This window comes from Streptococcus sp. oral taxon 061 (assembly GCF_013394695.1).
Lineage (GTDB): Bacteria > Bacillota > Bacilli > Lactobacillales > Streptococcaceae > Streptococcus.
On sequence record NZ_CP058258.1, the window covers coordinates 299,333 to 318,631 of the forward strand.

General features: G+C 35.8%; 20 protein-coding genes. 9 read left to right on the forward strand and 11 right to left on the reverse strand.

Annotation, left to right across the window (positions count from 1 at the left end; translation table 11 throughout):
• Window positions 1-24 precede the first annotated feature (24 nt).
• From murF to rpsI, 5 genes are all read left to right on the forward strand, one after another.
• On the forward strand, window positions 25-1,398 hold the full coding sequence (murF, locus tag HW271_RS01410; RefSeq protein ID WP_178894579.1) for a UDP-N-acetylmuramoyl-tripeptide--D-alanyl-D-alanine ligase: 1,374 nt from the start codon (window positions 25-27) through the stop codon (window positions 1,396-1,398).
• The gene (locus tag HW271_RS01415) at window positions 1,385-1,996 is read left to right on the forward strand and encodes an NUDIX hydrolase N-terminal domain-containing protein (protein ID WP_178894580.1); all 612 of its coding nucleotides are present in this window, start codon (window positions 1,385-1,387) and stop codon (window positions 1,994-1,996) included. The genes murF and HW271_RS01415 overlap by 14 nt, the downstream gene beginning before the upstream one ends.
• A gap of 120 nt (window positions 1,997-2,116) precedes the next feature.
• Window positions 2,117-2,824: a TIGR02206 family membrane protein gene (locus HW271_RS01420; protein ID WP_178894581.1), complete on the forward strand. Its 708-nt coding sequence runs from the start codon at window positions 2,117-2,119 to the stop codon at window positions 2,822-2,824.
• A gap of 159 nt (window positions 2,825-2,983) precedes the next feature.
• On the forward strand, window positions 2,984-3,430 hold the full coding sequence (gene rplM, locus HW271_RS01425) for a 50S ribosomal protein L13 (RefSeq protein WP_002876943.1): 447 nt from the start codon (window positions 2,984-2,986) through the stop codon (window positions 3,428-3,430).
• 18 nt (window positions 3,431-3,448) lie between these two features.
• Window positions 3,449-3,841, forward strand: a complete 393-nt coding sequence (gene rpsI / locus HW271_RS01430) for a 30S ribosomal protein S9 (RefSeq protein ID WP_002893764.1) — start codon at window positions 3,449-3,451, stop codon at window positions 3,839-3,841.
• 109 nt (window positions 3,842-3,950) lie between these two features.
• On the opposite strand, the gene HW271_RS01435 is transcribed toward rpsI, so the two are convergent.
• From HW271_RS01435 to HW271_RS01450, 4 genes are all read right to left on the reverse strand, one after another.
• The gene (locus tag HW271_RS01435) at window positions 3,951-5,168 is read right to left on the reverse strand and encodes a tyrosine-type recombinase/integrase (RefSeq protein WP_178894582.1); all 1,218 of its coding nucleotides are present in this window, start codon (window positions 5,166-5,168) and stop codon (window positions 3,951-3,953) included.
• Between the two features lie 67 nt (window positions 5,169-5,235).
• Entirely contained in the window at window positions 5,236-5,496 is a 261-nt protein-coding gene (locus tag HW271_RS01440) for a helix-turn-helix domain-containing protein (RefSeq protein WP_178894583.1), read from the reverse strand.
• Between the two features lie 163 nt (window positions 5,497-5,659).
• Complete coding sequence (locus HW271_RS01445) at window positions 5,660-7,009, reverse strand: hypothetical protein (RefSeq protein ID WP_070678966.1); 1,350 nt, start codon at window positions 7,007-7,009, stop codon at window positions 5,660-5,662.
• A gap of 338 nt (window positions 7,010-7,347) precedes the next feature.
• A complete protein-coding gene (locus tag HW271_RS01450) occupies window positions 7,348-7,656 on the reverse strand; it encodes a helix-turn-helix domain-containing protein (RefSeq protein WP_178894584.1) in 309 nt (102 codons plus the stop codon).
• Window positions 7,657-7,836: 180 nt separating this feature from the next.
• On the opposite strand from HW271_RS01450, the gene HW271_RS01455 reads away from it, so the two are divergent.
• From HW271_RS01455 to HW271_RS01465, 3 genes are all read left to right on the forward strand, one after another.
• The gene (locus HW271_RS01455) at window positions 7,837-12,849 is read left to right on the forward strand and encodes an SEC10/PgrA surface exclusion domain-containing protein (RefSeq protein ID WP_178894585.1); all 5,013 of its coding nucleotides are present in this window, start codon (window positions 7,837-7,839) and stop codon (window positions 12,847-12,849) included.
• Between the two features lie 147 nt (window positions 12,850-12,996).
• Window positions 12,997-13,383, forward strand: coding sequence for a hypothetical protein (locus HW271_RS01460; protein ID WP_229102044.1), 387 nt, complete (start codon window positions 12,997-12,999; stop codon window positions 13,381-13,383).
• 89 nt (window positions 13,384-13,472) lie between these two features.
• Window positions 13,473-14,821 (forward strand): IS3 family transposase gene (locus tag HW271_RS01465; protein WP_178894523.1). Its coding sequence is split into 2 segments (ribosomal slippage): window positions 13,473-13,914 and window positions 13,914-14,821, totalling 1,350 coding nucleotides; the frame shifts between segments, so codons are not numbered across the junction.
• Between the two features lie 92 nt (window positions 14,822-14,913).
• Here the strand turns inward: HW271_RS01465 and HW271_RS01470 are convergent.
• Entirely contained in the window at window positions 14,914-15,924 is a 1,011-nt protein-coding gene (locus tag HW271_RS01470) for a site-specific integrase (protein ID WP_178894586.1), read from the reverse strand.
• A 988-nt stretch (window positions 15,925-16,912) separates the two neighbouring features.
• Between HW271_RS01470 and HW271_RS01475 the strand changes: the two genes are divergently transcribed.
• Entirely contained in the window at window positions 16,913-17,413 is a 501-nt protein-coding gene (locus tag HW271_RS01475) for a hypothetical protein (RefSeq protein ID WP_259274719.1), read from the forward strand.
• A gap of 195 nt (window positions 17,414-17,608) precedes the next feature.
• On the opposite strand, the gene HW271_RS01480 is transcribed toward HW271_RS01475, so the two are convergent.
• From HW271_RS01480 to HW271_RS08845, 6 genes are all read right to left on the reverse strand, one after another.
• Window positions 17,609-17,836, reverse strand: a complete 228-nt coding sequence (locus HW271_RS01480) for a 16S rRNA processing protein RimM (protein WP_178894587.1) — start codon at window positions 17,834-17,836, stop codon at window positions 17,609-17,611.
• A 66-nt stretch (window positions 17,837-17,902) separates the two neighbouring features.
• Window positions 17,903-18,085, reverse strand: coding sequence for a 4-hydroxy-3-methylbut-2-enyl diphosphate reductase (locus tag HW271_RS01485; RefSeq protein WP_178894588.1), 183 nt, complete (start codon window positions 18,083-18,085; stop codon window positions 17,903-17,905).
• Window positions 18,086-18,133: 48 nt separating this feature from the next.
• A complete protein-coding gene (locus tag HW271_RS01490; protein ID WP_178894589.1) occupies window positions 18,134-18,415 on the reverse strand; it encodes a hypothetical protein in 282 nt (93 codons plus the stop codon).
• Window positions 18,412-18,585, reverse strand: coding sequence for a hypothetical protein (locus tag HW271_RS01495; protein WP_178894590.1), 174 nt, complete (start codon window positions 18,583-18,585; stop codon window positions 18,412-18,414). Before HW271_RS01495 ends, HW271_RS01490 begins: the two co-directional genes overlap by 4 nt.
• Before the next feature lies 1 nt (window position 18,586).
• Window positions 18,587-18,778, reverse strand: a complete 192-nt coding sequence (locus tag HW271_RS01500; RefSeq protein WP_178894591.1) for a hypothetical protein — start codon at window positions 18,776-18,778, stop codon at window positions 18,587-18,589.
• The gene (locus HW271_RS08845) at window positions 18,775-18,927 is read right to left on the reverse strand and encodes a polymorphic toxin type 50 domain-containing protein (RefSeq protein ID WP_398588055.1); all 153 of its coding nucleotides are present in this window, start codon (window positions 18,925-18,927) and stop codon (window positions 18,775-18,777) included. The genes HW271_RS01500 and HW271_RS08845 overlap by 4 nt, the downstream gene beginning before the upstream one ends.
• Window positions 18,928-19,299 lie beyond the last annotated feature (372 nt).

Here is a 19,299-nt window from a genome sequence, read left to right on the forward strand (position 1 = left end):
CTGCCCCTTTTTAAAGGAGTAAACATGAAACTTACGATTCACGAAGTTGCGCGTGCCGTCGGTGCAAAAAATGATGTGACAAGCTATGCGGATAGCCCACTCGTCAAGGCTGAGTTTGATAGTCGCTTGATTGGATCTGGGGATTTATTTGTGCCACTAAAGGGGGCGCGTGATGGTCATGACTTTATCGAGACGGCTTTTGAAAATGGCGCAGCTTTAACCTTATCAGAGAAAGAAATAGCAGGCCATCCTTATATCTTGGTAGAAGATGTCCTAACTGCCTTTCAAGCACTTGCGGCCTATTACCTTCAAAAGACAGGAGTAGATGTCTTTGCTGTTACAGGTTCAAATGGGAAGACCACTACCAAGGATATGTTGGCCCATTTGCTTTCTACAAGCTACAAAACCTACAAAACGCAAGGGAACTACAATAACGAGATTGGCCTCCCTTATACGGCTCTTCATATGCCAGATGATACTGAAAAGTTGGTCTTGGAAATGGGACAGGATCACCTAGGAGATATCCACCTCTTGTCTGAATTAGCTCATCCAAAGACAGCTATTGTGACCTTGGTCGGAGAAGCTCATTTGGCCTTCTTTAAAGACCGTTCTGAAATTGCCAAAGGGAAATTGCAAATCGCTGATGGGATGGAAAAGGGTGCCTTGCTTTTAGCACCAGCTGATCCAATTGTTGAGGATTATCTACCTGCTGACCAAAAAGTGGTTCGTTTTGGCCCAGGTGCAGAACTCGAAATTACAGAATTGATTGAGCGTAAGGATAGCTTAACCTTCAAGGCTAATTTCTTGGAGCAAGCCCTTGATTTGCCAGTAACTGGTAAATACAATGCGACCAATGCCATGATTGCATCTTATGTAGCTCTTCAAGAAGGAGTGACTGAGGAGCAAATTGGTCAAGCCTTCCAAAATCTTGAATTGACCCGCAATCGTACCGAGTGGAAAAAAGCGGCCAACGGTGCGGATATCTTATCAGATGTCTATAATGCCAATCCAACGGCTATGAAGCTGATTTTAGAAACTTTCTCTACTATCCCAGCTAATGAAGGTGGGAAGAAAATAGCTGTCTTGGCTGATATGAAAGAGCTAGGGGATCAATCCGTTCAACTCCATAATCAAATGATTTTGAGCCTGTCACCTGATGTACTTGATACCGTTATTTTCTACGGTGAAGACATTGCGGAATTGGCCCAACTAGCCAGTCAAATGTTCCCCATCGGCCATGTTTACTACTTCAAGAAAACAGCTGAGGAAGACCAGTTTGAAGCCATGGTTAAGCAGGTCAAGGAAAGTCTTGGCGCACATGACCAGATTTTGCTTAAAGGTTCGAACTCTATGAATCTAGCCAAGCTAGTAGAAAGTTTAGAAAATGAGTGCAACTGATTTCGCCAAAGCTATTCAGAGAATGTTGGCCATTACTGATACTGGACTGACCTATACCAAGGATCCTTTTGACCGTGAACGTTATGAGGATTTACGGCAGATTTTATCAAGTGTCTTGCAGGATCAAACGGAGCTCGATCAAGAGGAATTGACTGCAATTTTAAAACCAACAGGTAGCTATGCAACTCCCTTGATGGATGTGCGTGCATGGATTGTTCAAAATCAGAAGATTTGCCTGGTTAGAGGACAAGGAGAGGATACTTGGGCATTACCTGGTGGCTTTGGCGAGGTAGGATATTCTCCCAAGGAAAATATCCGAAAAGAAGTTCAGGAAGAAACAGGATTTTCGGCAGAAGTAGGTTCTTTATTGGCGGTTTTTGATACCAACCGCTTTCAACTTCAGAACAAACAGTATGCCAAGTTCGTTTTTGACTGTCAGTTATTGGATGGACAATTTCAAGAAAATCAAGAAATTGCAGAACTTGAATTTTTTGATATCAAGAATCTCCCACCCCTATCTGAAAAACGAATAACCAAAGAACAAATGGAAATTCTATGGCAGGTCTATCAGGGTGAGCGGGAACAATATGTCGATTAGAAGCTTTGCTTTATATTAAGATCGACAGTTTCTTTTACACAAAATTATAAGAAATAAATGTAAGCTAGGCTCTATAGAGATGAGTAAGAGGCCTGCTTATATGAAAATGAGGAAAGTTACATGAATGTTTGGGATGCTTTATTTAGCACGCAGCCGACGGAGCCACCCCGATTTGATCTTCTTTGGTATGGAAGTCTATTTACTCTATTGGCATTGACTGTATTTCTTGCCTATCGCTATGGTGATAAAAAAGTTTGCCAACGATTTTTCCAGATTTTACAGGCTCTGCAGTTAATTCTGCTCTACGGTTGGTATTTGGTCAACCAGATGCCTCTAACAGAAAGTCTGCCCTTTTATCATTGCCGTTTAGCAATGTTTGTAGTGCTTTTGATTCCTGGTGTCTCTAGAGTCAAACAGTACTTTGCTGTGCTTGGGACCTTCGGGACTTTGGCGGCCTTTGTTTATCCAGTGCCAGATCCCTATCCCTTCCCCCACATCGCTATCCTGTCCTTTATTTTTGGACACCTAGCCCTCTTTGGAAATTCCTTGATTTATCTTTTGAAGGACTATGATGCTAGCTTATTGGACTTCAAACGAATCCTAATCATCACATCTTCGCTTAATGCGCTGATCTTTGTGGTTAATCTAATGACGGGTGGAGATTATGGCTTTTTGACAAAACCACCATTGGTTGGAGACCACGGTCCTTTGATCAATTATCTAGTCGTTACGCTATTCTTGACTTTCGCCATTTACATAGTCTCTAAAGCTTTTCAGACCATGCTTGAGGAGAAGGGGGAAAGAAGACTACGAATCTGGCAGAAATAAAAAAATATTTTCCCAACCGCTTGACTTTTATCTGAGAATTTTGATACAATAGTAGGCGGTATTGTTTACCCCATTTGTAAGGCCCCGGAACCTTTCAAATAACTTGCGGACCGGAACATCCGCCCTGTAAACAAAAACGACATTCATATAGGAGAAATCATGAACAAAACTACATTCATGGCTAAACCAGGCCAAGTAGAACGCAAATGGTACGTTGTTGACGCAACTGATGTACCTCTTGGACGCCTTTCAGCAGTTGTTGCTAGCGTACTTCGCGGAAAAAACAAACCAACATTCACACCACACACTGATACAGGTGACTTCGTAATCGTTATCAATGCTGAAAAAGTTAAATTGACTGGTAAAAAAGCAACTGATAAGATTTACTACACTCACTCAAACCACCCAGGTGGATTGAAATCAATCTCTGCTGGTGAACTTCGTTCTAAAAATGCAGTACGTTTGATCGAGAAATCAGTTAAAGGTATGCTTCCACACAATACTCTTGGCCGCGCTCAAGGTATGAAATTGAAAGTATTCGTTGGAGCTGAGCACACTCACGCTGCACAACAACCAGAAGTTCTTGATATTTCAGGACTTATCTAAGGAAAGGAACAATAAAGTATGTCACAAGCACAATATGCAGGTACTGGACGTCGTAAAAACGCTGTTGCACGCGTTCGCCTTGTTCCAGGAACTGGTAAAATCACTGTTAACAAAAAAGATGTTGAAGAGTACATCCCACACGCTGACCTTCGTCTTGTAATCAACCAACCATTCGCAGTTACTTCAACTGCAGGTTCATACGACGTTTTCGTTAACGTTGTAGGTGGTGGTTACGCTGGTCAAGCAGGAGCTATCCGTCACGGTATCGCTCGTGCCCTTCTTCAAGTAGACCCAGACTTCCGCGATTCATTGAAACGCGCAGGACTTCTTACACGTGACTCACGTAAAGTTGAGCGTAAGAAACCAGGTCTTAAGAAAGCTCGTAAAGCTAGCCAGTTCTCAAAACGTTAAGAACCAGCTACAATACAGCATTTACAACACTTCATGGTTCACACCATGGGGTGTTTTTTTACTGATTTTTAGCAAAATTCACACCACTTTTCACACCAAATTCACACCATTACTTTTTAAGATTGCGGTAGGCAATTTCACCAACTGCCATTGGAACAACATTTGAAGTATTGACATAGGTCTTAGTTGTAAAAGTGTCGCTATGCGTTAAAGCCTCTGAAATAGCTTCAAGTGATGTTCCTGCTTGTTTAGCTAAAGTTGCTCCGGTGTGGCGTAATTTGTGTGGTGTAGCATGTGCGAGTTCTGGATGGCGACGCTTAACAGATTTCATCTTGTTGTTAAGATAATCAGCATGGAGACAACTGTTTACATTCCCCTTTGTATCAATATATGTAAATACATACTGATCAGGAGTTTGGATAATATTGAATTTTGCCAGTTCAATTTTTTGTTGTTTTTTCCATTCCTGAAGTAAGTTAGTTAACTCACTAGGAATTCGAAAAGTTGTTTTCTTGTTTCCTTTGGTAGACTTTGTATTCTTGTATCTGTCTAAAGCTTGTACTAATTGAATTTCCTGTTCTCTTGTATTGATATGCTTCCATTGCAAAGCGTAACTCTCTGATTTTCTATCTCCCAAAAAGAAGGTAGTATAGAACAATACATAGTCTTTGAATAGAATTTTTTCAGCCTCTAGATCTTTTTCAAAAGCTGTAAACCATGCTTGGAGTTCTTCTTGAGATAGATATAAATCTTCATCTTTTTTAGATTCTTGTAGCTTGATTTTCTTAGTAGCTTTGATGCGGCTTATAGTTTTTGATAGGCGATTAGTTTCGATGTACTCTAATTCTTCTGCCCAGTCAAAGATAGAGTTAACGTAGCTCCTGATAACTTTGAAATTTGCATATTCTTCAGCCTTTTGAGTCAATAGATTTAGTACAACTTGCTTATTTTGATTAAGAAAGTCTATTGAATAATTCCCAAGTAAAGGTAAGATGTGTTTTCTAAAAGCAATTTCTGTTCCATCTATAGTTACTTGAGAAGGTGGTTTAGCAGTAGAAGTAGTCTGGCCTGCTTTGTAGGATTCCCACCAAACGTTTTTATAGAAGTCGGAAAAGAGTATAGAACCGCTATTCTCTAATGAAGCAGATCCGCCACTAAGAATTTTATCAATCTTATTTTGAAGTTCTCGTTCGTATCTTTTTGCTTCATTCCTTGATTTGAACCGTTTTTCAATCACTTTCTTATCAATACCTAGCGAAGATTTAACCTCCTCACGAATATAAACACGTAAGCGATAGGTTCCGTTTTTAGTTTTTTTAATAGACATAGTATTCTCCTTTTGAATTGAGCTAGAAAATACCATGGTTACATTATAACAAATGACCATAGAATTTCTACTGCTTTTGTAACCAGCGATTGATTTCTGTTTTGCTAAAGCGAACAGTTTTTTCCACTTTAATGCAAGGCAATCCACGCTTAATCCAGTTGTCTAAAGTATTGTTGGAAATATTCAAATATTCACAAGTTTGCTTTTTATTTAAAAATTGATTGGAATTTTCATTAATATCCAAAAATTTTTCCAGTTCTTTCTTAACAGTATCTGATAGTAGTAATTGAAATTGCCGAATCACTTCGTCTGGAATAAATAAATTCATGAATAGTACCGTTTATTTCTTTCTATTAGATTTAAATTTTATTAGTTTGGATTTTGTTTTTTAAGTCTTCAAGGGTTGAAGACTTAAAAAACAGGAAAACGTTGCTGTATTAATACTTTTTCATTTTTTTAATCAGAATTTATATTAAAAATGTAGATTTATATTAAAAATGTAGATTTATTTTCCAAAGTTTATTAAAAAAAGAATCCAGGAATGAACCTATATCTTTATCCTTGCTTTGAATAATTTCATTAAAAAATGTATCTTTTTTTTCATTTGTAAAACTAGGGATTTTAAAAGAAAGGAGTTCATTATTTTGATTATCCTTGCAGCAACCAAAATCAAGGATAGTAACAAGAGATAGAGTATTTAGCATAAAGCGAAAGAGATATAGTACTTGCCATGTAATCATAATAGAAAGATAATAACTCTCTTTCTTTATATCATTCTTTCTACTTCTTTTAATCAGATTTCTTTTAGTTCTTGCACAGTTTTTTGGCTTTATAAATTTAGATACATCAATAAATAAGAAAATAGATTCATCCAATGTTATTGGATATAAATAATTCATAGCATGATTTAGCTGAGTGTCAAAAAAAATTTTCATATATTCATCTTTACCTTTTTCTTCATACACTTCTTTTAACTTATTTTCAGTATCTCTTACTGAAGTTTGAACCAATATCTTAAAGTTGGACAATCCTTTCTCAATTACACTATATACAAATGAATAGAGCTGATCATTGTGTAGTTTATCTAAGTCAGTAGTCTGGAATTCACTTTTAATTTTTTTTTCATTCAGTGTCATTTCGTATCTATAGATGCGATATTTACGAGATGCGTTTAATTCAATCTGTTTATTATGTTCAGCTTTTGCTGTTTTATCGTAAAGGACATGCAACAAGTTTTCATTTTTTTTACTTGAAAGAATATGATGATCTTTAGAAGTTGAACATTTTGTATAAACTTTTTTATTTACTTGAGATGTATTAGATAAGCTCCTCAATAATAAATTTCTTGTTTGAAAATGAATAATCGCATCAGTAGCAAATGTAAATGCGATTTCCATTTCGTGAACCCTAATAATAGTTGGGATAATCCAAATACCAGTTTGCTGTTTGATTCCTGTTATAACGTTTATTAGTTTCTTTCGTATTGCTGAAATAGAGAGAGTTTCAAAATTTAGACCTCCATGATTCAGCTGGAGTAAGCAATAATTAACAGTATCTCCGCTTTCTTTTTTATAAATTTTTCCAATTTCAAGTTTTCCGAATTCCCTTGATTCGATAATTAAATCTTCTATCTGATTTGAATTGTGAGTAAATTTTTTAACTTCATGAGGATTCTTTTTTTTGAATTCTATCAGTTTTTCAATGTCAACAATTAGATTTTCACCTAAGTTAAAAACCATGCGATCAAACCCCCAGAAGGAATTCATAAAACTAAAACAAGATTGAATTTCTTTCTCATTTAAATGTTTCTGTTCAGTAGAAACTTTAGGCTGCCCTTTCATGATTTAACGTTTCCTTTCTACTATTATTTTTGATAGGAATTATGCTAGGAAGTATTAGAGGTTGAAAAAAAACAGTTAAATTATTTTAACCGCATTTGTAATTCAATTTACATATTCATTTTTTCGTGTATTAGAAGTATGCCATAAATCATCACAAAATCTTGTATTTTCTTAAAAAACAAATTAAAAAATGAAAAAAATTTTTAAAAATAAAAAAAACACTCAGTTTTGAGTGTTTTAAAAAACGCGTAGTGACAAGGTTTTGAAGAAAAAAGTAGGTTCTTACCTACAAAAAAAAATTTTTTTAAATTTTTTAGTTTTTGATGTTTTTTTATTTTTTATTTTTCATTTAGACTTAATATGTTGAGAAAAAGTTCAATAATTTCAGTACGATTTTTATTGAGTTGAATTTTTTCAATTAAAAGTTGAAGATTATCATCTGAAGTTTCGGAAAGTGGTCTAAAAAAATCAGAAGGATCTATATCCATGGCAGATAAAATTTTTAGTAGAGTATCGACAGATAAGTTTCTTCTATTGTTTTCAATTAGATTAATAAAAGGTAAGCTAAGATCACTTTTTTCGGCAAGCTCTTGCTGAGTTAGCTTTTTACTTAGTCGATATTCCCTGACCAATTCTCCAATCTTCATTTACAAATTCTCCTTTTAATTATTGTATATATTTTTTGTTAATATTTATATAAACAATAGTATTTGAAATATACGTTTTTATTTACAATAGTAAATAAAAATGATATAATGAGAGCGTTTGTAATATTATAAGAAGGGCTTGGATTTGGAGTGGAATACTTCAAATTTATGTGGGTAAAAATGAAATCAAGAAAAAGTAAAAATAATAAGAAAAAAATAACTCTTGCTCTAGCGGCAGGAGTTGCTTTAACAAGTTTTTCAACACTATCTGTAAAAGCAGATGAACAGGTTGATGTTAAACCGACAGACAATACAGTAGCTGAAGAAAAACATCTACAAAATTCGCCTACAACATCCATCACTCAAGTTGAGGGTGTTGAGGTTTCAAACGGAACTGCTCTTGTAACTAAGACTCCAACTCAAGAAGTTGTTGGACAAGCAAAAGAAATCAAAGACCAAGCTGACCAAGCTGTTGAAACTCAAACTCCTGTTGTTGAAAAGGCTAAAGAGCATGAAACTACAACTGGCGAGGCAGAAGCTAGTGCTAAACAAGCGTTTGAACAAGCTGAACAAAAGAAAAAGGCTGCAACTCCTGAAGCAATCGAAGGAACAAAAAATGCGATTGACGCTTCTAAGAAAGAAGTGACTACGCAAACAGAAAAGATTGATTCTTTGAAAGACCAAGAAAATCAAGTGCAAGGAAAGAAAAATGCACAAGAAACTGTTGTTAAAGATGCTACGGAAGCGACTGGCAAACAGGCTGAAAAGGTTGCTGGTGCAGAAAAGAAAGTTCAGAACGCTCAAAATGTTTTGAATGGAACTGGCGCTGACAAGGTTATCAAAGAAGAAAAGGATGCTAAGAAAGACCTAGAAGCTAAAAAAGCTATCGTGAAAGATGCGAAGAAAGCTCTTGGACAATCACAAGATGCGGATGCGAAAAAAGCTCGTAATTTAGACGATGCAAAAGAGCTTGAAGCAGGGCAAAAGAATACTTTTGACCAAGCGACTGATGTTCTTTCAAACGCAACTCAAGCTCACAATGAAGCTACATCTAAACGCAATGTTGCCAAACAAAACAAGGACAACGCCCAAGCTGTTTTGGATGGAACTGGCACAACAGCTATCCTAGATGAGCGTAAAAGTGCACAATCTGACTTAGCAACTAAAGAAGCTACTCTTAAAAATGTTACTAAAACTTTAGATGACGCTAAGAAGACTGATGCTAAAAAGGCAGAGGAAATTGCTGGGTTAGAAAAAGCGAAAACAGATGCCGAAAATCAAAGCGCTTCTACTGCGAAAACTCTTCAAGATGCGACTGATGAAGCAAATGAAACTTCTTCTAAACTTGATGTTGCTAAACAAAACAAGGATAATGCTCAAGCTGTTCTTGACGGAACTGGCACAAAAGCCATCTTTGATGAGCGTGATGATGCCGAGTCTGATTTAGCAACTAAAAAGTCAACGCTTGAAGATGCTACTACAAACTTGGAAAATGCTAAACGTGCAGATGCTAAACGTGCAGAAAAAATTGCTGGGGCAACAACTGCTTTGAATCAAGCTAATACTACCTTTGAACAAGCAGAAGGTGATTTGCTTGATGCTCAAACTGCCGCAAACCAAGCTTCTGACGAGTTGAAGAATAAGAAAAAAGCTGAAAAGACAGCTCAGGAAACTCTAAATACTTCTAAAGGAAAAGTAGCTGGAGTTACAAAAGAACGTAACGATGCCAAGTCTGACTTAGCAACCAAAGAAAATACTCTTACAAATGCTACTGCGAACTTGGAACATGCAAAAGGCAAAGATGCTCAAAAAGCAGAACAACTTCGTTTGTTGGATGAAGCTAAAACTCAAGTTGAAGATGAAGAAGCTAAAACTAAAAGAGCTGAAACAAAAGCTCAAGGTGGCGCAAACCTTGCTTCCACTAAACTTCAAGAAACTACCGCAGATGAAAAAAATGCAAAAGATAGTCTTGCTTCATCTGAGAACCGTTTGCCAAGTGTTACAGAAGAGCGTGACAATGCTAAAGCTGACTTAGCAACTAAGCAATCTAAAAAAGAGGATGCTGAACGCAAGTTAGAAGATGCGAAAAGAACAGATGCTCAAAAACGCTCTGACATCCAAGAACTACGAACTCTCAAAGGTGAACAAGAAGCTACTGTTCGTGAAACAACTCAAGAATTGCTTGATGCAACAACTGCTGCTGAAAATGCTGAAAATGCGAAGAAAGAAGCAGAAAAAGCCGTTGATACGCTTGAAAAACAAATCTCTGCTATCAAAAACTTGACCATTCCTCAATTGCCACAAAATGTCATTGTAGCATATAAGACTTACTTGAATGATGCTAGTGAAGCAAACAAACACGCTTTGAACAATGCTATCCAAGCATGGTACAAGGGTGGCAAGTATGATTTCGGAAAACCACAATTTGTTTGGAATCCAGAAACTAAGAAAAATGTCTTCACTGGTTGGGATAATAAAAACATTGTTCTTCCAATTGACGACACTCTAGTGGATTTGGATAACATCACTGACGAACAAATTAAAGCTTTGAGCCACTACTATGTGCTTATGGCAAACAACCTACAAGACCAAATCTGGGGAACACATAACTTTATCGTTACCAAAGAGTCTGTTCAAGGAATTAAAAACATTGCCAAGAATTACGCCAATGAAAATAAACCATACAACAGTGGACATAGTGATACAGCTCTGAACAACCACGGAGTAGAAGCTGTTAAGTTCAATGGCGAAGTAATGAATTACGCATGGATTTTAGCAACATCTCAAGACTTGGGTGGCGGAAATGTTAAGGAAACTCGCAAGGCTACTATGTCTCAACTCTATCGTGAGGTGTATGACTCAGTTATCGACTTTATGACCAATGACATCCATGCCAACTTTGGACACATGAAAGGAATGGTGGGACGTGTTAAGCCAACTATTCCAAGCGCAGTTGGTGGGAACATTAGTTACACTAAAGATAAAGTCGGACGTACACACTTCGTTCAATTTGCAGGAAAAAATGCTCGCATCATCATCGAACGAGACCCAGAAACAGGACGAAAAACAGAAACTTATGTGGATGAATACTACCAAAACGGTATCGCGAAACCACTCCCAACTCCATTTGACACCAGCAAAATGGAACAAGACTTGGCTCAAGCTAAGAAGACTAAAGTTTCTGCCATTGCGACTCACAACAATGCTCAAAATCGTTTGGCTTCTGCTAAAGATGCAGACGATACTGCAAAATCTAATCTTGCAACTACTACAACTCGTCTTAACACCTTGCTCAACACACAAGATTTGACACCTAATGCAGAACGTGTTCTTGATAAGGCTAAGTCAGAATTAAGCCAAGCTGAATTGCGTAATACAAACGCAAAAACTGCTTATGCAAATCTTACAAAAGAGATTAACAACAAACGTGCTACTTACAAAGAAGCAGAAAAAGCCTTGTCTAAAGCAAAAATCGCAAACAAGGTTGCGCAAGAAAGCCTTGAAAAAGCAACTACTGCACACGACAATGCGGTTAATAAGCTAAACAGCATTAAAGATGCTATCAAACGTACAAAAGCTATTAAAGACTTGACTCCTAATGCACAAGCTAAGTTTGATACTGCGCAAGCAGAACATCAAGCCGCTGAAAAACGACTTGCAAGAGCTGAAAAAGCCTTGACTGACCTTAACAACGAAATCAAGGCAAATAGCGAAGCTCTCGACACAGCTAAGTCAGAATTGCGCCAAGCCGAACAAACTAACAAGGATGCACAAGCTACTCTAAAAGAAGCAACTTCTGTTAAGAATAATGCTTCTAAAGCACTTGATAACGCAAAAGATGTTCTTTATAAAACAAATACGATTAAAGAGTTGACTCCTGAAGCTCAAACTGCATTTGACCAAGCACAACTAGCCTACAACACAGCTAAAACTCGTTTGGAAAATGCGGAAACAGCCGTCAACAACCTAAACGCTGACCTTGCAGTGAAACGCCAAGCTTTGGCAGATGCTATCGAAGCACTTAAAGATGCTGAGAAAGCTAACACTACTGCTCAAACTAAGAAAGCTAACGCAGAAAAAGCACACACTAAAGCAACAAGTACGCTTTCAAACATCCAAAACGCTCTTGCTTCACTCCTTGCGATTAAAGACTTAACTCCTGATGCAGAAGCTAAATTTGACCAAGCAACAGTAGAGTACAATGCTGCTCAAACTCGCTTGGAAAATGCGGAAACTGCCGTTAAGAACCTAAACGCAGGATTGCAAGAAAAACGTAAAGCTTTGGCAGATGCGGTTCAAACTTTGAAAGACGCTGAGACTCTTGCAAAATCTACACAAGCTGACCTTGAAGTTGCCGAGGCTACTTATCAAAAAGCTAATGATGAGCTTACAGCTACTCGCAAAGTGATTGCAGAGTTGGAAGCAACTAAGGACTTAACTCCTGATGCTCAAAAAGCTTATGACCAAGCTCTTGAAGCTGAAAAACTTGCAGAAAAACGCTTGGCAGATGCTAAAGTAGCTGTTGAGAACCTAACTGCTGATGTGAAGACTAAACAAGAAGCTTTGGAACAAGCGCAAGCTGAACTTGAACAAGAAGAGAAAGTTCTTGAAACACTCAAAGCAAAACAAGCCGAAGAGGAAAAAGTTCTAGCAACTATTCAAGCTCAACTAGATGACTTGAAAGCTCAAGAAAAAGCTGTTCGTGCAGAGATTACTAAAATCGAAGACAGCATCAAAGAGATGGAAAAACTCCTTGATAGCCTCATCCATGCTTCTGAAAACTACGAAGTCGCAAAAGATGAGTACGAAAAAGCTCTTGAGGCTCACCGCCTAGCTCTTCAAACTCTTGAAGCAGAACAAGCTAAACTTAACGTTCTCCTCCAAAACCAATTGGATGCCAAAGCTCAGTATGAGGCTGTTCTACTTGCATATCAGAAGGCGTATAATAAACCTCAAGAATCATTGAACCATAGACATGATTCTAAGGTATCAAATATAGAACATAAACTGGTAACAGATAAACTTAGAACTGCTCTAAGTAATCAAGCTTATATCTATGTTGGAAATAAACCTAAATATGGTGTCAATACGACTTTACCAAATACAGGTTCAAGTGAAAATATGTTGATGGTAGTTCTAGGAACTATACTTAGTGGAATTGGTTTAGCATTACCACTTAAGAGACGTGATTAACTAGAATATACTAAATTAGAGTTCTGTTAGAATAGTAAGTTATTTATAAGGGCAGAACGAATACAACATAAAATTTTTAGTATTTTAATTTCTATAAAAAGATTTAAAATTTTTATTCAATACATTTTAGTATTTTAGGAGGAAAAAATGATGAAAAAAATTATTGTGATAGTAGCTTCTGTACTTGTAGCACTTTTAGTGGCGGGTGGAACGTTCTTTTACCTAAATCAAAAATCTGATCCAGCAAGCCAGTTCGTTGGCTCATGGTATGATAAAGAGCATGATGTTATGATAGAATTTAAAAAAGATAACAGCCTTGAAGTGACTAATGATAAAGATGAAACTAAAGAAGGAACATGGAAAGTAGCTGGTAAATATATCAAATTTACTATCGATGGTGCATCTAGTGCAAAAGCAGAATTGCCTGAAGAAGGTGCTAAAGAAGTGAAAAAACTTGATTTTAAGTTTGATACAGCTAAAACATTACAAAGTAAGTTTCTTATAAAAGATGGGACATTTGAAAAGCAAAAATAACTAAATAGTATTAAAAAAAGGTAGTTCAAATTATGAACTGCACCCCAAAAGTTAGACAGGAAAAAATCTAACTTTTGGGGTGTTTTATTATGAAATTAACTTATGAAGATAAAGTTCGGATCTATGAACTCAAAAAGCAAGGAGAGAGCTTTAGAAAGCTTTCAAATCAATTTGGGATAAATATTTCTAATCTTCAGTACATGATTAAATTGATTGATCGTTATGGGATAAAAATCGTCAAAAAAGGAAAGAATTGTTACTATTCTCCTGAACTAAAACAAGAGATCATTGATAAAGTTCTTCTTGAAGGTCGTTCACAAATTAGGGTGTCTCTGGATTATGCTCTTCCAAGTAGTGGATTACTTTCGAATTGGCTGGCACAATACAAGAAAAACGGGTATACTATTGTTGAGAAAATAAGAGGGAGACCACCTAAAATGGGACGTAAGTCAAAGAAGAAACCTGAAGAGATGACAGAGTTAGAACGTCTTCAAGCAGAAAATGAATACCTGAGAGCGGAGAATGCTGTTCTAAAAAAGTTGAGAGAACTCCGATTGAGGGACGAAAAAGAGCAAGAAGAAAAACGGAAATTGTCCGAGGATTGGTAACAGAGTTTTCTTTAGAGATTCTTCTAAAGATTATTAAGCTTGCCCGTTCAACTTATTATTATCATTTAAAACAGCTCGATCAAAACGATAAAGATTATGATGTTAAAGTTGAAATTCAAGCTATTTTTACTGAGCATAAAGGGAATTACGGCTATCGTCGAATGACTCTTGAATTGAGGAATCGTGGTTTTGTAGTGAATCATAAGAAGGTGCAACGTCTAATGAAGGTCCTTGGTTTAAGTGCTCGAATTCGTCGTAAACGGAAGTATTCTTCATACCAAGGAGAGATTGGCAAGAAAGCAGACAATCTTATTCAACGTCAATTTGAAGCAACCAAACCAATGCAAAAGTGCTACACAGATGTGACAGAATTTACCATTCCAGCAAGCAGTCAAAAGCTTTATTTATCACCAGTTTTAGATGGCTTTAACAGCGAAATTATCTCCTACAATCTTTCTACTTCACCGAACTTAGTACAAATGAAAGCTATGCTAGAACAAGCCTTTACAGAGAACCATTACGAAAATACAATTCTCCATAGTGACCAAGGATGGCAATACCAACACGATTTCTATCATCATTTTTTAAAGAATAAGGGAATCCAACCATCTATGTCACGTAAGGGAAATAGCCCAGATAACGGTATGATGGAATCTTTCTTTGGCATTCTTAAGTCTGAAATGTTTTATGGTTATGAGAATACGTTTCAGTCACTTGAGCACTTGGAACAAGCTATTGTAGACTATATTGATTACTACAACAACAAACGAATTAAGGTAAAACTAAAAGGACTTAGTCCTGTACAATACAGAACTAAATCCTTTGGGTAAATTAATTGTCTAACTTTTTGGGGGCAGTACAATTATTGAACTACCTTTTTTATTTTAAGGAGAGATATACCATTATTTTTTAGAAGTGCTGATTAGTTTGCTTGTGCGATTAACTTATATGCATAAGACTTTTGAAACTCTTCTGGTCGATTGTGTCCGAGAGCCCGAGATACAATTAAACAAGCCTTTCGATCAAGGACAACGCCTTTTAATTCCCCTCGTAGATAAATTTTTTCCTTTTTATCCTTGATGTCTTTTGGGTCTCGTGCGACAAGAAGATAAAGGCGTTTTGCGTATTCAGCACGATATTTGTGAGGTTTTAAAGCAGATGGAACTTGAAATACACGCTTTTTACCAGCTAGCCTAAATTCTTCAACAAGCCTCTCTAATTCTTTTTTGTCTCGCGTAATAATCGGAACCCAACGATCTCGGGCTCCTTTTGATTTATGCTTTTTACCAATGATTTTAAGATAGTATCGACCATCTTCACGTTGATGTAGAGAATCACCTGTAATAGCTTTTAATTCATTTTTACGTAGCCCAGTGGCAGATACGATTGAGAACCAGCGATTATTTGTTTCTTCAGACATCCTGTCGTCATTAGACTTCAAACGATTATTCTTTTTGTCGGCTCGATATCGAATATCTGTTGCAACAAAAGCAGTAGAAGATACACCTAAGACTTTGGCTAATGCTGCTTTATAGGTTGACTGAGTTGGAGCAGAAAGCCCTAATTTCTTACAATGTTCTAAGTATTGATTTACTAAGTCAATCCATCCCTCAATATCGTTAGATTTTTCAAGAGCTTCTAGATCTTCGGCAGTAGTTATTGAGGCAACAAAGGAAGCGAATCTGCTCCAGGAACCAGCGTAATTGTGTAAGGTTCGGTCTGTATGGATTAAATGAATGTCCTCTCCCGTTTTTTTGGATTCATTTCGTTTGATACCCTTTCCTTTTTTAAAGCGCGTGACTAGATTAGTTAGTCCTTTTGATTGGACGAATTGTTTACGACCTTCGAAAGTAGTTAGAGAATCCATCTGTTCTTTCTTAGCTTTCTCTTTAGCTTTTCGTCGATCAGCACGACTACGTCTCTTATTTGCCATAGTTCTTTCCTTTCTATAGTAGATAATGTGCTTATAAAGAAGATCTTAAGAAAAATCTTAAGGTCTTTTTTATTCAAGTTGAAGTAGTGCAGTGACTTAAGCTTATATTCACTGATGTAGTATCTTCCCTTTGCTGAGGGCGCTTCTTAATTGATGGCTAAGAAGATAACCAAGTCATTTTACAACATGACAAGTTGACTCAATTCAAATAAGATGTAGAGTTCCATCCTACAGATAAAAATCTGTTGTTTTTTCTTGTTAGTCTTTTTCAGGTTTAAATGCTCTGAATTTAGCGACTGAGCTAAGCTAGTTTTTGTATTTGATTTTTAGACTTTTGTTATTTACTTTAGTTTTTATACTTTGATTTTTTACTTTGTTATGATCAAATAATTTTTTTAAACTGCTGTTGACATTACTTTTATTATCTATACATTTATTTTTTATTGGTAAATGAAATACAAAAATTGGTTCCTGTTATTTACTTTCATTCTTTACTTTGTTACGATCAAAAAATTTTTTTAAACTGCTATTGACATCTTTTTTATTATCTATACATTTATTTTTTATTAGTAAATGAAATACAAAACTGGTTCTTTCCTAACCCAGCTTAAACCTACTGTTTCCACGATAGCTACCTCCTTTCAAACATAAAAAACGTAGCTATATTAGTTACGTCTCTACTCAATCAATTATCTTGATATTATTAGTATGCCATAAATTTTAAAATAAAAAAATTAGGATAAGATTTTTTACGTTATTCACTTTTACCTAGTACTGTGTGTTTAGCGTGACTTACACATACGTTTCTGTCAACGCTAAACACACAGAAAAAATTAGAATTGCAAAAAAACTGAGGGATGAGCGGAAGAGGAAAAACTACAAAAAAATTTAATAAGCAAAACAACTTATTTATCATTTTTTCTTAATTATTTTTTTTTATTTTAAAATTTATGGCATACTTTAATTGTAAAAGCAAAGGGGATTAAATATGTATAAAACATATTCGTTTTTAAATACAGGCCTAGTATATGAACTTGGCCCTCCAGACATTGGTATCATTCAATTTATTTTTAAACTCAATAAACAACAAAAGGAGAATAAAATGAACGTTTATAAAGAGTATTTATCTAAAAAAATTTTAGAGACTGTAAATATCGAAATTGAAACAGGTGCGGATTTTGATGTCACTGTTAATTTTTGCCGTGATGAATATAATTTTTATCTAACTTTATCTCGTGAAGGAGAAGAACTAGAGTTTGATTTCATTGATGATAGGTTGAATTTGATTATTTATCACTGTTGCCATGATAAACTGTATTATAGTATTACAGAAATGAATGAGATTTTAAATTTCAAATATGCAATTGATATGTTAGTGGAGTTATTCGTAGCCAATAAATGGTATACGTTTGTACCAGATTTAACTACTCATAATCTCTGGGAATTGGTTGAACAGTACAAAACAGGTAAATTAAGAGATTATGAATAGGAAAAAATAACTTTTTGTTATCTCCCTATTAAAACTATTAAAAGGTACAGAAAAGCAGGCCCAAGCCTGCTCTGTTTTTTGATCTGTTTCTACCATATTTTATGATTTTTAAATAAGTAGAGGAAACACAACTGGGAATTAAATTGATGAGTTCAGTAAGCAAGTAAATTGCACCTGTTATAGGTGCTTTTTATTTTAATAATACTGCACTTCAATTCCATCCATAATATTTATTAAAGTGTTATCTCCAATGTTTAAAGAAATTAAATCATTGAATGACGATACCTGGTATTCCTTATCTCCAATCACCACTACAATATCATGAACAGAATTTGGTAAAATGGCACAATTTTGTCCTTTGTAGACAAAAGAGGCGTCCCAACCATTGTCATATAATGCTTGTAAATCATCTAATATCGCCATATAAATCTAAATCCTTTTCCGTAGTATTTTCTTTCAAGTAAGGCAGGCAAAAGTGCCTAGATTGTTCTAAGTGGTGATAATTTTGATTTCCTTGATAATGTTCTCAGGGTATGAGTGGTCACCTATAACGATTTCGTCAGCACCATCTAAATCATAGCCGTCAAACCAATCAACAGCCTTGCCAGTGATGGAGGTACCATCTTCTAAAACAAGGCGCACTTTTTTATCTACATATTCCCATAGTCTCAATGTGTTCCTCCTTTTCAATGTTTAGATTGTATAAACGCCTAGAATGTACTAAGCGCTATAGTTTACTAACTGTTTTGCCTTGTTGTAGTATGGCTCAAGGAACTTCCTACACAATTCTCTATTTTCTGTATCCTCTTCAACATAGAAATAATACATTGGTTCATCATTGATAAGATCAAAAAGGGGTTCATTCTCTGCTATCAATCCATCAGCAAAAGCCTCGTCTTCGCCTAATTTGGCAGTGAGTTCAAGAAAAAAGTCATAGTAATCATCAACATCACCATTTACACCTCTTTTTAGCATGTTTAAGACTTGTTGACTGTATTTCATAACACTAGACCTCTTTTCTTGAGTTCAGCCATGATATCCTCTTCATCTTCTTTTGAAAACATGGTAAACCTCAAATGTGATAGCTCTTCATCTGTCATCTCAGATAGGTTAAACTTTGGAGAACTCAACCCCATTGAGTCAATCTGAGAAAAAGCCTCTGATAAATTCATGTTAAACCTCTTTGATACTAAGAATTTCATCCTCAAAATACTCATAAAGAGTACCATCAACATCCAAGCCGATTGAGTCAATCTCCTCATCATTGTCATCTTTGTTACAGTATTCTTGGACAAAGCCTGAAATGGTTGAGCCGTCTTTAAGCACAAGTTTCACGTTTTGTCTTAAAAAGGTCCATAATTTCATAACTTGCCTCCATACGTTGGGACAATATGTGCCCCTGTCTTTCTATAATGTATCCTAAAGCTATCAGTTTCAAGTCTCCTATACCGTTCATTAGTTCCTCTGATGTGATTAGCTTGTTTTTGCTTATTGTTCAATCTTAATTTTACCACAACTCTTGTACCTTTGTTAAACCTTAGTATTTTTAAATACAAAGCCTTATACTAATCGTATACTTTTTTTACATAAGTATAAATCAATCTGCATTTTCTACAGCTGATAAGTGTTCCGTAGCCTTTTGCCTAATTAGGTATACAATTGTTCTTGATTTTCCTATCTCATCTACAATTTTATCAACTATAACATATTAGATTAAAACTTGTTACAGAAAAAATTGCTCACTGAGACGCAAACAATAGAATGAAATAAACATACTGGGATAAGTATTGTACTGATCCCAAAAGTTTGATTTTTTCTATCTAACCTTTGGGGTACAGCTCAGAATCTCAGTGTATTTTTGTAGTTATAGATATATAGAAAGCCTT

Excerpts from the sequence above, each read along its gene's own strand:
- HW271_RS01420 (WP_178894581.1), top strand. The coding sequence starts at position 2,117 with ATGAATGTTTGGGATGCTTTATTTAGCACGCAGCCGACGGAGCCACCC.
- HW271_RS01470 (WP_178894586.1), bottom strand. The coding sequence starts at position 15,924 with ATGGCAAATAAGAGACGTAGTCGTGCTGATCGACGAAAAGCTAAAGAG.
- HW271_RS01455 (WP_178894585.1), top strand. The coding sequence starts at position 7,837 with ATGAAATCAAGAAAAAGTAAAAATAATAAGAAAAAAATAACTCTTGCT.
- HW271_RS01460 (WP_229102044.1), top strand. The coding sequence starts at position 12,997 with ATGATGAAAAAAATTATTGTGATAGTAGCTTCTGTACTTGTAGCACTT.
- HW271_RS01500 (WP_178894591.1), bottom strand. The coding sequence starts at position 18,778 with ATGAAATTATGGACCTTTTTAAGACAAAACGTGAAACTTGTGCTTAAA.
- rpsI (WP_002893764.1), top strand. The coding sequence starts at position 3,449 with ATGTCACAAGCACAATATGCAGGTACTGGACGTCGTAAAAACGCTGTT.
- HW271_RS01445 (WP_070678966.1), bottom strand. The coding sequence starts at position 7,009 with ATGAAAGGGCAGCCTAAAGTTTCTACTGAACAGAAACATTTAAATGAG.
- HW271_RS01490 (WP_178894589.1), bottom strand. The coding sequence starts at position 18,415 with ATGAAATACAGTCAACAAGTCTTAAACATGCTAAAAAGAGGTGTAAAT.
- HW271_RS01495 (WP_178894590.1), bottom strand. The coding sequence starts at position 18,585 with ATGAATTTATCAGAGGCTTTTTCTCAGATTGACTCAATGGGGTTGAGT.
- HW271_RS01450 (WP_178894584.1), bottom strand. The coding sequence starts at position 7,656 with ATGAAGATTGGAGAATTGGTCAGGGAATATCGACTAAGTAAAAAGCTA.
- HW271_RS01475 (WP_259274719.1), top strand. The coding sequence starts at position 16,913 with ATGTATAAAACATATTCGTTTTTAAATACAGGCCTAGTATATGAACTT.
- HW271_RS01480 (WP_178894587.1), bottom strand. The coding sequence starts at position 17,836 with ATGGCGATATTAGATGATTTACAAGCATTATATGACAATGGTTGGGAC.
- HW271_RS01435 (WP_178894582.1), bottom strand. The coding sequence starts at position 5,168 with ATGTCTATTAAAAAAACTAAAAACGGAACCTATCGCTTACGTGTTTAT.
- HW271_RS01440 (WP_178894583.1), bottom strand. The coding sequence starts at position 5,496 with ATGAATTTATTTATTCCAGACGAAGTGATTCGGCAATTTCAATTACTA.
- rplM (WP_002876943.1), top strand. The coding sequence starts at position 2,984 with ATGAACAAAACTACATTCATGGCTAAACCAGGCCAAGTAGAACGCAAA.
- HW271_RS01415 (WP_178894580.1), top strand. The coding sequence starts at position 1,385 with ATGAGTGCAACTGATTTCGCCAAAGCTATTCAGAGAATGTTGGCCATT.
- murF (WP_178894579.1), top strand. The coding sequence starts at position 25 with ATGAAACTTACGATTCACGAAGTTGCGCGTGCCGTCGGTGCAAAAAAT.